Here is a 12,694-nt window from a genome sequence, read left to right on the forward strand (position 1 = left end):
TGCCGCAAATTTAACAATCTGCAGGAGCTGCTGGTATTCCAGCTGCCCCTGTTCCGTGGCGTCCAGAACCCGCTTGCGCTCCTGGACCTTGCGCACAATTTTGCCCACGTTCTTCACCTCGCTTTCTTCTGCCGTCTCTAGCGTAGTCTGCGTGTCATACAAGCGGGGTGTGGTGCCCGCAGAGTTTTTATGTGTTTAATGGTAAGTGTGACTTAAATTACCAAGGAGGTAGTGTTGGTGGCTATTATTGACAGTCTCACGCCCACCGACGTGCGTGTGCTCTGGACTCCCGCCATGGCCAACTACTATTTTGGCGACTATCACCCCATGCACCCCTCGCGGTTGGATGCAACAGCCTCCCTGGCGCGAGACCTAGGAATCTTTGATCTCCCACAGGTACAGCTTGAGGAACCCGAAATTGCCACCGTGCACCAGCTCATGCTGGCCCACGACTACCCCTATATCGACGCGGTGCAAAAAATCAGTGCCGATCCCACGCTAACCATTGCCAGCTGTGGGCTGGGTACCGAAGACACCCCCGGGTTTGAGGGGGTGCACGAGGCGTCCGCTCGACTCGCCGGGGGCACCTACCAGGCCGCCGAAGCTATCTTGAGCGGTAAGGTCAAACACGCCGTCAATTTTGGCGGAGGCATGCACCATGCCTCACGCGATCACGCCAGCGGCTTTTGTATCTATAACGACTGCGCTGTCGGCATTGCCCGCCTGCTTGAATCGGGAGTGCAGCGGGTCGTCTATATTGACGTGGACGCCCACCACGGGGACGGCACGCAAAGTATCTTCTGGGACGAGCCCCGGGTGATGACCATTTCCCTGCACGAGAGCGGCATGACCCTCTTCCCCGGTACCGGTTTCGCTAACGAGGTGGGGCCCGAAGGGCTGGCTGCCGGAACTTCGGTTAACATCGCCATGCCCGAAAGCACTACCGACTCGGGGTGGCTACGAGCCTTTGACGCGGTGGTTCCTGGCCTGCTGCGGCAGTTCCAGCCCGAGGTGATTGTTAGCCAGCACGGCTGCGACTCCCACCTGGCCGATGATATGTCGCACCTGAACATCAGCATTAACGGGCAGAGGGAAATTGCGGCCCATATCTCCTTGCTGGCGGACGAGCTCTGTGAGGGCCGCTGGATTGCTACCGGGGGAGGGGGTTACTCTATCTACAACGCCGTGCCCCGCTCTTGGAGCCACCTTATTGCGGTGGCGGCTGGCCAGCCCCTCGACATAAATATGCCCACACCGGAATCGTGGCAGGCTTATATGCTTGAAAAGTACGGGACTAAAGTGCCTACCATGATGGGGGATCCCGTGGATCTCTGGTGGTACTCCTGGGAGGTTGGCTACGACCCTGCCAGCAGCGTAGACCGCAGCATTATGGCCACCCGCAAGGAAGTATTCCCCCTCTGGGGGCTTGACCCCTGGTATGACTAGGCCGGTAATAGGGGCGGGTCGCCGGACCCGGCAGACGGCCCTGCCTGTGGGGTTCCCAGCCTGAGTGCTAGCTGGGCATAGGCGAAGAGTGTCCCCATTTCTGCTGGTCAAACATGTAATTGTGGGTATATATATGTAAAGATGTCAGTATGAAAGACGACGTATTTGCTGTTATCGCCGACCCCACGCGGCGACACATCCTCCAGGCACTAGCCGTCGAACGACTAGCCGTTGGCGAACTGGTCGAGGAACTGGGCGTCAGCCAGCCCACCGTATCCAAGCACCTCAAGGTGCTCCGCACCGCCGGTCTGGTTGAAACCGAAGCCGTAGGCCAAAAGCGCTTCTACTCTATTACCCCTGCCCCGCTTGCAAGCGTTGCCGACTGGGTCGACGGCCTGCTTACTGCCCCCGTAGCCGAGACCGCCCCCGCCCTCGAAGCGGTACCTGCCGCCGAGGCTACCCCTGTTGCTAACGAGAGCTCCGAGCCTGCCCCTGAGGCAAACCCTGCTGCGCCTGAAACCACCTCTGTTCCCGAGGGGCAAGAGGAGGCGTCCGCTCCGGCCGTCGATGTGCCCCACCCCAACACCGCAGGTATTACCTTCACCCCCCTAACCCCCTTTACCCCCGTGCTCGATAACCGGGTAGACAAAGAGGTCGTTGAGAGCCAGACACCTGCCGAGGTTGAGCAGGACGCCGTCAGCGGCCAGGTGCGCCAGCTCGCGCAGAGCCTGAGCTTGGGTGCCAAAGATGAGGAGCCCATCAGCTTTAAGGTGCCCACCCCTGAGCAGGTCATTGCCCAAGAGGCAGCGGCCAAGGCAAGCGATGAACAGGCCCACAAGCAGGCCGGTGACGAAGAGAGTGACGACCGCGGCCTGCTGGCCAAGCTCACCCGCTGGGGTCGCCGCAGCTCCCGCTAGGCCCTTGTCCACCAACCGCTAGTTTCAAAGGACACCACAAGACTGTATGGCACACCATCAGCAGCTTCTCGAATGGATCGAGAACGAACTGATTAACCAGACTCTACACCTGGGCGATAACCTGCCCGACGACAGGGTGCTGGCCCGCGAGGTGGGTATCAGTCAGAACCACATGCGGGAGAGCCTCAAACACTGCGAAGAAATTGGGGTGCTCAGGCTCTACGAGGGGCGGAAAAAGAGCATTATCGCCCAGCTAATGCGGGAACCGGCGGCTTCGGCGGGGCCAGCCGTCAGCCTCTATCTGGCCAGCTCCCTCTCGCCCTGCCAGGATCTGCTGGCAACCTGTCTGCTGCTTGAAAACCACGCCCTCACAGGGCCCGACTACGACCAGTCAGCCTTTGAAGAGCTGGACCGCATCGTGGAGGCCATGCAGGACACCGCTACCAGCCTGAGCGACTTTCACGATTTGGAAGCTGATTTCCATATCCAGCTGGGAAGGCTCTCGGGCAACGCCCTGATTTCTGCCCTCTTGGCGACCCTGCGAGACGCCATGATTGAAGCCCGGTTCGAGCTGGTCAGCCAGGTTCCCCTGTGGAGCGCTACCGCCTCGCGCCTGCGTATGGAGTATCGGGCTATCGTCGATGCTGCCCGCTCCGGTGACACTGCCCTCGCACAGATCCTGCTCAAGGCCAACCTGCAAGAGCGCTTTGCTGAGGCCGGGCACCCGGTCGATTTTGAGACCCCGACTAGGGAAACGGGCAGAATCAACCTTGAACCCATCGAGGTTGAGACCCAGGAACTGGTGCCCGATACCTGGGGTGGTCCCATTGAGCCTGATCTGTTTGAAGCCCTCACCAGCATCCAGCCCATGGATGTCGCCCCTGCAAGCGCTCAGCCCTCTACTGGGAGTGCAACCCGCCGCAGGCAAGGGACGGTGAGCCCGGTCGTCCGCGCCGCTAGCGCTACCGCCAGCCCTGGCCCCGGATCAGCAGCCCCCAAGAAGCCCGAGAGGCCCGCGGCCAGCGAGGCTCCCCAGTTGCAAGAAGCAAGGGAAGAAGCTGACAGTGACGCCGGTGAAGCTGCAGCCCCGCTGGGCGCCAGAAACCAGCCCGCTAAAAAGCGTTTTGACGTGGCTGGCTACTTTGGCTTCCGCAAAAGCGCCCCTGCCCAGCAGGAGAATGGAAGAGCTCGTGACCCCCGCGCCGCAGAACCTGCCAGGGCAGTGGAAGAAGACCCGGGGGAAGATGCCGCAGCGGCCCTGCGCGAGGGCTACGAATACGCCACTAGCGACCGCTAGAGGGCAGATAAAACGAGAAAATGCTCTCACTTGCCGGTGAACAGGGGGCGAAAAGTTCTGTTTACCTGTAGGCTTGGGAGAGAGCGTTTTTTCACGCCGAGGGTATTGCTATGCCCTTTATGCGTGCTTTGGAGCGTTTATACCGGTATAGCGCCCGGATAGCTACCGACCTACCGCCCCCGAGTGGTTGCTGTCGGCCGGGTATCGACCACTATTTAATAAGTGAGGTGAATCCAATGGGTTCAGTTATCAAGAAGCGCCGCAAGCGTATGTCTAAGAAGAAGCACCGCAAGCTTCTTCGCAAGACTCGCCACCAGCGCCGCAACAAGAAGTAAATTCTTCACCGCGAGCCCCGCACCTGTTTCGGTGCGGGGCTCGCGCTGTATGTGCGGCCTTGGGGTGCGGACGGGGCCGCTCGCCTGGCGGGGGAGGGGCGGGTTAGAGTGGAACAATGGCTACACCACTGATTGAACTGCTCACTAAGCCCGGCTGCCACCTCTGTGAGGCAGCCCGTGAAACCACTGCCCAGGTCGTTGCCCGTTACGGGCTGACCTACACAGAAATCAATGTTGAAGAGTACCCGGACCTGCTTGATCGCCACCGTACCGAAATTCCGGTTCTGCGGGTGGACGGTGAGGTCAAGGACTTCTGGCAGGTCAATGCCAAACGTCTGGCCAAGATTCTTGAGAAGAAACTAGCCGAATAAAGGAGATACGGAAGGCTGGTTAGCGCTTACTGACTAGGTTTGAGAGACTAGAGGTATGAACACTTCTTCGGCAACTGTCACCGTTCACCTGATGCGCCATGGCGAGGTGCACAACCCCGACCGTATCGTCTATGGGCGCCTGCCTAACTATCACCTGTCTGAGACTGGGCAGAAGATGGTGCGCCTGTCTGCTAAAGAGTTCAAGCGCCGTGCCGACGCCGGCGCCAACATTGTGCACCTGGTCTGCTCCCCGCTCACCCGCACCCGCGAATCAGCTGCCCCCATCGAGGAACTGCTGGGCCTAACAGCCCAGCCCGATGAGCGCGTGATTGAGGCCGGGAACTACTTCGAGGGTCTGCACGTGAATAAGGACGAGCTGCTGGGCAACCCTCGCCACTGGAAGCACCTGCTCAACCCCCTGCGTCCGTCCTGGGGCGAACCCTACCGGGACCAGGTGGTGCGTATGGCTGAGGCTATTAAGGACGCCGCCCGCACCGCCTACGAAAAGGGCGGGGACGGCGCCGAGGCGATTATTGTCTCGCACCAGCTACCCATTTGGATGGCCCGCACCTCGGTTGAAGGCGGGGCGCTGCCGCACGACCCGCGTAGCCGCCAGTGCAATTTAGCTTCCATTACAAGTTTTACCTTCCCCAATATTTTTGCCCCTGGCAAGCCAAAACTCTCCTATGTTGAGCCTGCTGGCGAGCTCTACTCAGGTGTTATTCAGTTACCGGGGTCATAATGGCACCGACTGCAAGCGCACACCACACTGACCTGAAAGACCTCTAATTCATGTCTACCTCTTTCCCCACCCGTGTGAGCCGTAAGCAGGCCCTGGTCATCGCCGCTCTGGGAACTGTCGGCCTGCTCTCCGCCTGCTCTTCAAGCCAGGACTCCCTGGCAGCCCAGGCAGATGCCGGTGACTCCAAGGGCTATATTGCCGGTGACGGTAGCGTTACCGAATACGCAGCCGGTGAGCGCGGCGAGCCCGTCGAATTTGAAAGTGAACTCTTTGACGGCACCGTCGTCTCCGCCGCCGATCTGCGCGGCAAGCCCGTGCTACTGAATTTCTGGTACGCCGGGTGCGCCCCCTGCCGTGTTGAGGCTCCCTGGCTCAACGAACTGCACGCTAGCTTTGGTGAGAAGGTTGCCTTTTACGGGGCTAACGTGCGCGATGAAAAGGGCACCGCTGAGGCCTTCGAAAAGAACTTTGAGGTACCCTACCCCTCCTTCCGCGACGTGACCGGCAAGGTACTGCTTGCTATGAGCAAGTACGTGCCTGCCCAGGCTGTGCCGACCACCGTCGTCCTCGATGCTGAGGGGCGCGTAGCTGCCCGTATTCTGGGCCAAATCGACAAGTCTGTGCTGAACACCCTGCTCGAAGATCAGGTCAGTGCCTAGCTTCGGCCAAATCGTCCTCGACGGCTCCCTCTGGCTCGCCCTGCCCCTTGCGGCACTGGCGGGCCTGGTCTCATTCGCCTCTCCCTGTGTGCTGCCGCTTGTGCCCGGCTACCTGGGCTACGTGACGGGCCTGTCGGGTGGGGAAATGAGCCCCCGCCGCCGCAACCTGCGCATGGTCACCGGAATTGGTCTCTTTGTGTTGGGTTTCTCTTTTATCTTTGTGCTCATGTCGGTAGTGCTAGCCCAGCTGGGCGCCGCCCCCTGGCTCAGAGGCCAGGGCTGGGTTGACCTGGTGCTGGGTCTGCTAGTGATTCTCATGGGTCTGGTCTTCATGGGCCGCTTTGATTTCTTCCAGCGCGACCGCAAGATTGAGGCCAAGCCCCCGGCCGGCCTCTGGGGCGCCCCGATTCTGGGTGTCACCTTTGGTCTGGGTTGGGCCCCCTGCATCGGCCCCACCTTCGCGGCCGTGCAGACCCTGGTCTACACCGGGGGCTCCGATAACAGCAAGGCAATTCTGCTGACCTTAGCCTACTGCTTAGGGCTAGGCGTTCCTTTCCTGCTGGTTGCTTTGGGGGTAGCCCGCGGGGTGAACACCATGGGCTGGGCCCGCAAGAACAGGCTGCTACTTCAGCGCCTGGGCGGGATCATGCTGATTGTCATTGGGCTGCTGCTGGCCACCGGCGTCTGGACGCAGATGATGTCCTGGTTCCAGGCCACCATGCCGGTCTACGAACTTCCCATCTAAACACACCCCACACTCACGCACCGAACCGAAGACAGCAAGGAAAAAATGGCAGAGACTCAGGACGCCCCGGCCCTAGGCCCGCTGGAAATGCTGCGCTGGGCATGGACGCAGCTGACAAAGATGAACACCGCCCTCTTCCTGCTGCTTATGCTGGCGGTCGCCGCGGTTCCCGGTTCGGTCTTTCCCCAGCGTATTCAGGACCCCGCAGCTGTAGCCGACTACATCGAGGTTCACCCCACCTGGGGCCCTATCGCTGATAAGCTCCAGCTCTTTGACGTCTTCTCGTCGGTCTGGTTCGCCGCGATCTATATTCTGCTCTTTATCTCCCTGATAGGCTGCGTGATTCCCCGCGCCGCCAAGCACTATCGGGCCATGCGGTCAGGTCCTGCCCGCACCCCTAAGAACTTTGCCCGCCTGCCCCAGCACCGCACCCTCACCATTCCTGTGGAGGCCGGTGCGGGGGAGCTCACCGCCGCCCGCGCTATCGAAGACGCCGCCGCCGTCCTGAAAAAGCGCCGTTACCGCATTGAGGTGCGTGAAGAAGCCCCGGGAGTCGTGAACGTTGCCGCCGAACGCGGTTACTTGCGCGAACTGGGCAACATTCTCTTCCACCTGGCCATGATCGGGGTGCTGATTGCGGTAGCGATTGGCTCCCTCTTTGGCTACAGCGGCCAGCGCGTGGTGACCGAGGACGAAACCTTCGTCAACTCCCTGGTTGCCTATGACTCCTTCAGCCCCGGCACCAACTACAACCCCGACTGGCTGGTGCCCTACTCAGCTACCCTCAACAACCTGACCGTCGAATATGACCGCCAGGAAGGCTCACCCACCTACGGGTCAGATATCAACTACGAAGCTGACTTCACCCTCACCAGTGCAGACGGTGAACAGCGCGAGCAGACCCTTAAAGTCAATGAGCCCATCTACTTTGAGGGAACCTCTATCTACCTGCTGGGCAACGGTTACTCGCCGGTCGTCCGTATCACCAACACTGACGGCTCTGTCGCCTACGAGGGGCCCGTGGTGGGCCTGCCCTCGGGCCGTAGCTACCTCTCATCTATCGTGCTGAAGGTTCCAGACGCCCGCCCCGACCAGCTGGGTTTTGTGGGTATGTTCCTGCCCACCGGCGAACGCACCACCGGCAGCGCCCCCACCTCTATCGACTCAGACCTACTCAACCCCATGCTGGTTCTCCAAAGCTATGCGGGCGACCTCGGGCTTGATAACGGCGTACCCCAGAACGTCTATGTGCTTGACGTTGATAGCCTGGCCTCGCTCAACACCATGGCTGCCGGTAACGGTATTGTGCTTGATGCCAGCAACAACACCGCCACCCTGCCCGATGGCCACGGAACTATCGAATTCCTAGGTGTTAAGCGCTACGCTGGCATTGAGATCAGGTCAGACCCCGGCCGCCCGATCGCCCTGGTTTCAGCAGCCCTACTCTTTGGCGGCTTGTTGGTCTCGGTCTTCGTCGCCCGCCGCCGCGTCTGGGTACGAGCCACCGAAAGTGGTACCGGGGCAGACCGCTTACTCACCGTCGAATACGGCCTACTGGCCCGTGGCGAAGACCCCCGCCTCGCTACCGAAGCCGACAAACTCACCGACCTCTTCGCAGAGCGGTGGGGACTAGAATTTGATGAAGCCTAACCTACCCACTGCCTGCCCCGGGGGTAACCCGGCCGGGCACCGACGTCCGCGCCCTACCTCAACCTGTGAAGTGAGAACACCATGTCAGAAGTCAATATAGAGCTCGCCCGCTGGAGCGAACTCTTTATGTACCTAGCAGCCATCACCTACATGGTGGCCTTCGTTGCCTTCGCCTGGGACGTTGCCGCCCACTCCCGCACCACCAAGCGCCTCGAAGCAGCCACCGCCCCCGAGCCTGAAAAGGAATTCGTGGGCGCCGCTGCCCGCGTCAAAAACGCCCGCTCAGTCCGCATCACCGGCACTGAACAGGGCACCGGCGAACGCGGCATGGGCTACAAGAAATCAGCCGCCGCCAAAATTGCCGGCCACGTCGCTGACTCAGAGATGCGCTACGGCACCGGCGAACGCCGCCCCGCCGCCCGTGCCGGCGTTGTCATCCTGGCCCTGGGCTGCCTGATTCACCTAGCCGGTGTGCTCTCCCGCGCCTTCGCCGCCAACCGCGTGCCCTGGGGCAACATGTACGAATTCTGCACCACCGGCGCCCTGCTCGTAGTCGTGGTCTACCTGGGCTTCCTCATCTTCCGCGATCTGCGCTTTGTGGGTAGCCTAGTCTCTGGCCTCGCCCTGACCATGATGACCGCAGCCACCATCGCCTACCCCACCCCCGTAGGCCAGCTGGTGCCCGCCCTGCAGTCCTACTGGCTGGTGATCCACGTGTCCATTGCTGTTCTGGCTTCCGCCATCTTCACCATCACCTTCGCCATGGCAATCCTGCAGCTGGTACAAACCTCCCGCGAACGCCACATCATCGAAGGCAACGACAGCTCCCTAGCCCGCCTTGGCTTCATGCGCCTGATCCCCTCATCCACCGCCCTCGAAAACTTCTCTTTCCGCCTCAACACCGTCGGCTTTGCCATGTGGACCTTCACCCTGGGCGCTGGCGCTATCTGGGCCGAGAAAGCCTGGGGCCGCTACTGGGGCTGGGACACCAAGGAAGTCTGGACCTTCATCATCTGGGTCGTCTACGCAGCCTACCTGCACGCTCGTGCCACCCGCGGCTGGTCAGGACCGCCCAGCGCCTGGCTCTCCATCGCAGGCTACCTCTGCATCATCTTCAACTTCACCGTGGTTAACGTGTACTTCTCAGGCCTGCACTCCTACTCGGGCCTGTAGGATTTATCGCTGACGCTTTTCCACAGGTTCACAGAAGCCCCCGCACCTTGTGTGCGGGGGCTTCTGTGTAGGTGCTATTCGGTAATAATCGACAAAAGTCTTGAAACCTATCTAGGTAGATGTTGTACTTAGATACAGAAGGAGGTGCTCATGAACCCCACCACCTACCCACCGGCCCTGATACGGGCAACCCTGCCCACCGCCGTCCTTGCCTGCCTGGCTCAAGAAGACCTGCACGGCTACGGCTTGGCTACCCGCCTGGAAGAGATGGGCTACGGACGCCTACGCGGCGGCTCCCTTTACCCGGCCCTCTCCAAGCTCGAAGAAGCCGGGTACGTCACCACCAGCTGGACGGAAGGAGAGAACGGCCCCGCCCGCCGCCAGTACCGGCTGACGGACGCAGGCGCCCGCCAGCTCGCCGACGAACGAGCTGCCCTGGCCCGGCTCGCTAGCGCCCTCGGAGCCTAAACCCACCCGAACCGTTGCAACATGACTCAAGGAGGAGACATGGCAAACAATCCCTACGAACGCCTGACCATTGCAATCGAAGAAGTCAGCGACAACCCGGCAGACAAAGACTGGGTGCAAACAGCTTTTGCCACCCTGGCTACAAATGGTGTCAAAGCAGTCACCAGCGAAAGCGCCCTCAACCGTGTTATTAGGCAGGTCGCAGAAAGTGGCGAAAGCGCCACGGACCTCTACGGTAATCCAGAGGGGTGGGCCTACAGTAAAATAGCGGGCTGGAAGGAAAAGGGAACCCAAGCCTTTGAAGAGAGCGAACCTCTCAACATAAAAACGGTTATTACCTATGGGCTGACAGCAGGCGGGATATTTTCTATTTTCTTCATGCTGGTGTACGCATTGCCCAGCAATAGGCCTGATACCGCCCACCTGGGACTGCTGCTAGGGATTATCCTGCTGGGGCTAGCGGTATCCAGCAGCCAGTACACTTTCCAGAGGTCTCAGCGTCACTTTGGTTTCGTAGCTGCTATAGGGCTAACTGGCCTCGTTATTGGAGCTATAGCTTGCTGCCTTGCCCTGCTCTTTGCATGGTTCTCAGAAAATACGGGGCGTTACTCAGTATGGTGGATGCTACCTGTTTCAGGAATTGCCAGCTTCGCCCTTGCCTACCTAGCCAACCGATTACTGCCTGAGTTCAACTATGCCCATGCCTCTAGCGTAGATTTCAGCGATAACGTTGAGTGGAAGGATGCATTTGTTCAGGCTCTCCGAGCTCGGGGAGATATCAGCGATAATCGAGTAAAGGAAGAAATAAGCCGGGTGCAGGAGTACACCCAAAGCACCGGAAGTAGCTACCTCGAAGAATTCGGCAACCCGGTAGCCTATGCCCGTTCCCTCTCAGAACAAAAGAAGGTCAAGCCCTACCGTCTCTATCTGCACTCCCTACTCATGCTCGCGATATTCGGCATATGGGGCTACGGACTTTACACGACTGATGACTACGCTAGCTTGACCTGGCGCCTGCCCCTTCTAGTTGTCATTGTCATCGGTGGTGTTCTTGAAACTAGAAGGCACTACCGGGCCTACAGCCAGGCGAAAGCGCAGTCCAGCTCATTCTGACCTTGGGTGATCCTTATCGTCGGTGGAGCCGGTAGCATCGTCGCCCTGGCCGGGGGCCTGCTTGCCAGGAGCAGGGCCCTGCCCACCGGCGTCCTTACGGTTCTTGCGCTGTTGCCACTCGGCGTCCTGGCGCTCGCGCCGGGCCCGGGCCTCAAGAAACTTCAAAAACTCAGGGTCATCATCGGGAGCTACCGGCGGCTTAGCAACAGGCGCCCCAAAAGACCCGTGGCGCGACCCGCGCGGACGCCCCAGCCAAAACCACAGCACCGACCCCAGCAACGGAAAGAGCACCAGTACAGCAAGCCAAGCCCCCTTGGGCAGGGTGCGAACGCGCAAACGGTCGGTCTGGGCGGCATCTAGAATCGAATAAATCCATACGCCCAGCAGAAGAGCGGCGCCGCCAATAATCAAAATAGCTCTACCCATACCCCCCATTTTTGCATGAATAGGCCCGCCCGCCCCGCTTTGTGCGCTCACAGCGTGCCAGCTGAGCAGGTGCCCGCTGCGCAGACCCTGCCCGTAGCGGGTTGGGTAGAATGAAGGGGTGAATTTTCTGAAGTACTCCCTGCTCCGCCTGCTGTTCTCAGCTGCCGCCTTCTTCGCCTCCTACTACTTTGGTGTGGGCTTTATCCTGGCTATCATCTTCGGCGCGCTCATCGGCTTTGCCATCTGCTACCTGGCCTTCCCCCGCCTGCACGACGCCGCAGCTGCCGACTTTAACCGGATGATTCGCCGCAAGAACAAGCCCAAGAAAACAAGCGTCGAAGATGAGAACCAGGCGATTGAAGACGAGCTGGACGAAGCAGCCCGCCGCAGCCAGGGCTTTTAGTAGCCGGTAAAGACGGTGGCCCGCTCGGCAAAGATTTCAAGCGGGTGCAGGGCTACCGCCAGGGCAATGAGCAGTGAATAAATCAGGGCAATGATGCCAGCCTGCTTCAGCACCGGAATCAGGTCGCGACCCAGGGCGCCCGAGAGCACCACCAGGGCTGAATGAACGACCGGCCCAATCAGAATAAAGGCCAGCGCGTACCAAGGGTTCTGCGGAACCAGCAGGGCGGTCAGGGCCAAGCCCAGGCCCATCTCCACGGCGTAGGTGATGCGCGAAGCCCGTTCGCCCAGGCGCACAGCCAGGGTTTTCTTACCCGCATCAATATCGGTGGGAATATCGCGTACGTTATTAGCCATCAGCAGGGCACAGGAGAACAGCCCCAGGGCGATGGCGAAGACCCAGGAGCTCAGGGTCAGCTGGTTGCTCTGGGTAAACATGGTGCCCAGGGTGGCGACCAGGCCAAAGTAGATAAAGACGAAGATATCGCCCAGGCCCATGTAACCGTAGGGGTGCTTGCCGCCGGTGTAACCCCAGGCTGCCAGCACAGCCGAGGCACCGATGGCAAGGAACCACCACTGCTGCGAGAGCATAATCAGGGCTAGCCCGCTCAAACCGGCCAGACCGAAGCAGATAAAGGCTGCCATTTTCACGTGGGAGGGCTTGGCGACGCCCGACCCGACCAGACGCAGGGGCCCTACGCGCACCTCGTCCGTGCCCTTAATTCCATCGGAGTAGTCGTTGGCGTAGTTGACGCCCACCTGCAAGAAGAAGGCCACGAGGAAGGCGAGCAGGGCACGGCCGGGCTTGAACTGGTGCACCTCGTAGGCGGCTGCAGAACCAGCAATGATAGGAGCTGCCGCCAGGGGGAGCGTGCGCAGACGCGCCCCTTCAATCCACTGTGCAACCGTTGCCACTGTCGTGCTCCTTATCAACCCAAGTCTCGATGTGG

At 60.3% G+C, this 12,694-nt stretch carries 15 protein-coding genes; 13 read left to right on the forward strand and 2 right to left on the reverse strand.

Features of this window, described 5'->3' with window-relative positions; translation table 11 throughout:
- Positions 1-294: 294 nt before the first annotated feature.
- The 12 genes from VSX42_RS02470 (at position 295) to VSX42_RS02525 (ending at position 10,916) form a co-directional block, all read left to right on the forward strand.
- A complete protein-coding gene (locus VSX42_RS02470) occupies positions 295-1,446 on the forward strand; it encodes an acetoin utilization protein AcuC (protein ID WP_326503002.1) in 1,152 nt (383 codons plus the stop codon).
- Positions 1,447-1,595: 149 nt separating this feature from the next.
- Positions 1,596-2,363: a metalloregulator ArsR/SmtB family transcription factor gene (locus VSX42_RS02475; RefSeq protein ID WP_326502812.1), complete on the forward strand. Its 768-nt coding sequence runs from the start codon at positions 1,596-1,598 to the stop codon at positions 2,361-2,363.
- Between the two features lie 46 nt (positions 2,364-2,409).
- On the forward strand, positions 2,410-3,660 hold the full coding sequence (locus VSX42_RS02480; RefSeq protein ID WP_326502813.1) for a FadR/GntR family transcriptional regulator: 1,251 nt from the start codon (positions 2,410-2,412) through the stop codon (positions 3,658-3,660).
- Between the two features lie 236 nt (positions 3,661-3,896).
- Complete coding sequence (locus VSX42_RS02485; protein ID WP_005504750.1) at positions 3,897-3,995, forward strand: 30S ribosomal protein bS22; 99 nt, start codon at positions 3,897-3,899, stop codon at positions 3,993-3,995.
- A 116-nt stretch (positions 3,996-4,111) separates the two neighbouring features.
- Positions 4,112-4,366, forward strand: a complete 255-nt coding sequence (locus tag VSX42_RS02490) for a glutaredoxin family protein (protein ID WP_326502814.1) — start codon at positions 4,112-4,114, stop codon at positions 4,364-4,366.
- A 55-nt stretch (positions 4,367-4,421) separates the two neighbouring features.
- Entirely contained in the window at positions 4,422-5,108 is a 687-nt protein-coding gene (locus VSX42_RS02495) for a histidine phosphatase family protein (RefSeq protein ID WP_326502815.1), read from the forward strand.
- 50 nt (positions 5,109-5,158) lie between these two features.
- Entirely contained in the window at positions 5,159-5,767 is a 609-nt protein-coding gene (locus tag VSX42_RS02500; protein ID WP_326502816.1) for a TlpA disulfide reductase family protein, read from the forward strand.
- On the forward strand, positions 5,760-6,512 hold the full coding sequence (locus tag VSX42_RS02505; RefSeq protein WP_326502817.1) for a cytochrome c biogenesis CcdA family protein: 753 nt from the start codon (positions 5,760-5,762) through the stop codon (positions 6,510-6,512). Before VSX42_RS02500 ends, VSX42_RS02505 begins: the two co-directional genes overlap by 8 nt.
- A 45-nt stretch (positions 6,513-6,557) precedes the next feature.
- On the forward strand, positions 6,558-8,162 hold the full coding sequence (resB, locus tag VSX42_RS02510; RefSeq protein ID WP_326502818.1) for a cytochrome c biogenesis protein ResB: 1,605 nt from the start codon (positions 6,558-6,560) through the stop codon (positions 8,160-8,162).
- Positions 8,163-8,243: 81 nt separating this feature from the next.
- Positions 8,244-9,335, forward strand: a complete 1,092-nt coding sequence (ccsB, locus tag VSX42_RS02515) for a c-type cytochrome biogenesis protein CcsB (RefSeq protein WP_326502819.1) — start codon at positions 8,244-8,246, stop codon at positions 9,333-9,335.
- Between the two features lie 150 nt (positions 9,336-9,485).
- On the forward strand, positions 9,486-9,803 hold the full coding sequence (locus VSX42_RS02520) for a PadR family transcriptional regulator (protein WP_326502820.1): 318 nt from the start codon (positions 9,486-9,488) through the stop codon (positions 9,801-9,803).
- 39 nt (positions 9,804-9,842) lie between these two features.
- On the forward strand, positions 9,843-10,916 hold the full coding sequence (locus VSX42_RS02525) for a hypothetical protein (protein WP_326502821.1): 1,074 nt from the start codon (positions 9,843-9,845) through the stop codon (positions 10,914-10,916).
- Here the strand turns inward: VSX42_RS02525 and VSX42_RS02530 are convergent.
- A complete protein-coding gene (locus VSX42_RS02530; protein ID WP_326502822.1) occupies positions 10,908-11,342 on the reverse strand; it encodes a PLD nuclease N-terminal domain-containing protein in 435 nt (144 codons plus the stop codon). The two genes, VSX42_RS02525 and VSX42_RS02530, sit on opposite strands and share 9 nt — an antisense overlap.
- A 118-nt stretch (positions 11,343-11,460) precedes the next feature.
- Between VSX42_RS02530 and VSX42_RS02535 the strand changes: the two genes are divergently transcribed.
- Positions 11,461-11,745 (forward strand): DUF4229 domain-containing protein, encoded by a 285-nt coding sequence (locus VSX42_RS02535; RefSeq protein WP_326502823.1) that lies wholly within the window; start codon positions 11,461-11,463, stop codon positions 11,743-11,745.
- Here VSX42_RS02535 and VSX42_RS02540 read toward each other — a convergent pair.
- Positions 11,742-12,659: a 1,4-dihydroxy-2-naphthoate polyprenyltransferase gene (locus VSX42_RS02540; RefSeq protein ID WP_326502824.1), complete on the reverse strand. Its 918-nt coding sequence runs from the start codon at positions 12,657-12,659 to the stop codon at positions 11,742-11,744. The two genes, VSX42_RS02535 and VSX42_RS02540, sit on opposite strands and share 4 nt — an antisense overlap.
- Between the last annotated feature and the right edge of the window lie 35 nt (positions 12,660-12,694).

Source organism: Rothia nasimurium (assembly GCF_035916755.1).
Taxonomy (GTDB): Bacteria; Actinomycetota; Actinomycetes; order Actinomycetales; family Micrococcaceae; genus Rothia.

Coding starts and splice junctions, on each gene's coding strand:
- VSX42_RS02495 (WP_326502815.1), top strand. CDS start 4,422: ATGAACACTTCTTCGGCAACTGTCACCGTTCACCTGATGCGCCATGGC.
- VSX42_RS02500 (WP_326502816.1), top strand. CDS start 5,159: ATGTCTACCTCTTTCCCCACCCGTGTGAGCCGTAAGCAGGCCCTGGTC.
- ccsB (WP_326502819.1), top strand. CDS start 8,244: ATGTCAGAAGTCAATATAGAGCTCGCCCGCTGGAGCGAACTCTTTATG.
- VSX42_RS02470 (WP_326503002.1), top strand. CDS start 295: ATGGCCAACTACTATTTTGGCGACTATCACCCCATGCACCCCTCGCGG.
- VSX42_RS02485 (WP_005504750.1), top strand. CDS start 3,897: ATGGGTTCAGTTATCAAGAAGCGCCGCAAGCGTATGTCTAAGAAGAAG.
- VSX42_RS02520 (WP_326502820.1), top strand. CDS start 9,486: ATGAACCCCACCACCTACCCACCGGCCCTGATACGGGCAACCCTGCCC.
- VSX42_RS02490 (WP_326502814.1), top strand. CDS start 4,112: ATGGCTACACCACTGATTGAACTGCTCACTAAGCCCGGCTGCCACCTC.
- VSX42_RS02475 (WP_326502812.1), top strand. CDS start 1,596: ATGAAAGACGACGTATTTGCTGTTATCGCCGACCCCACGCGGCGACAC.
- VSX42_RS02525 (WP_326502821.1), top strand. CDS start 9,843: ATGGCAAACAATCCCTACGAACGCCTGACCATTGCAATCGAAGAAGTC.
- VSX42_RS02480 (WP_326502813.1), top strand. CDS start 2,410: ATGGCACACCATCAGCAGCTTCTCGAATGGATCGAGAACGAACTGATT.
- VSX42_RS02530 (WP_326502822.1), bottom strand. CDS start 11,342: ATGGGTAGAGCTATTTTGATTATTGGCGGCGCCGCTCTTCTGCTGGGC.
- resB (WP_326502818.1), top strand. CDS start 6,558: ATGGCAGAGACTCAGGACGCCCCGGCCCTAGGCCCGCTGGAAATGCTG.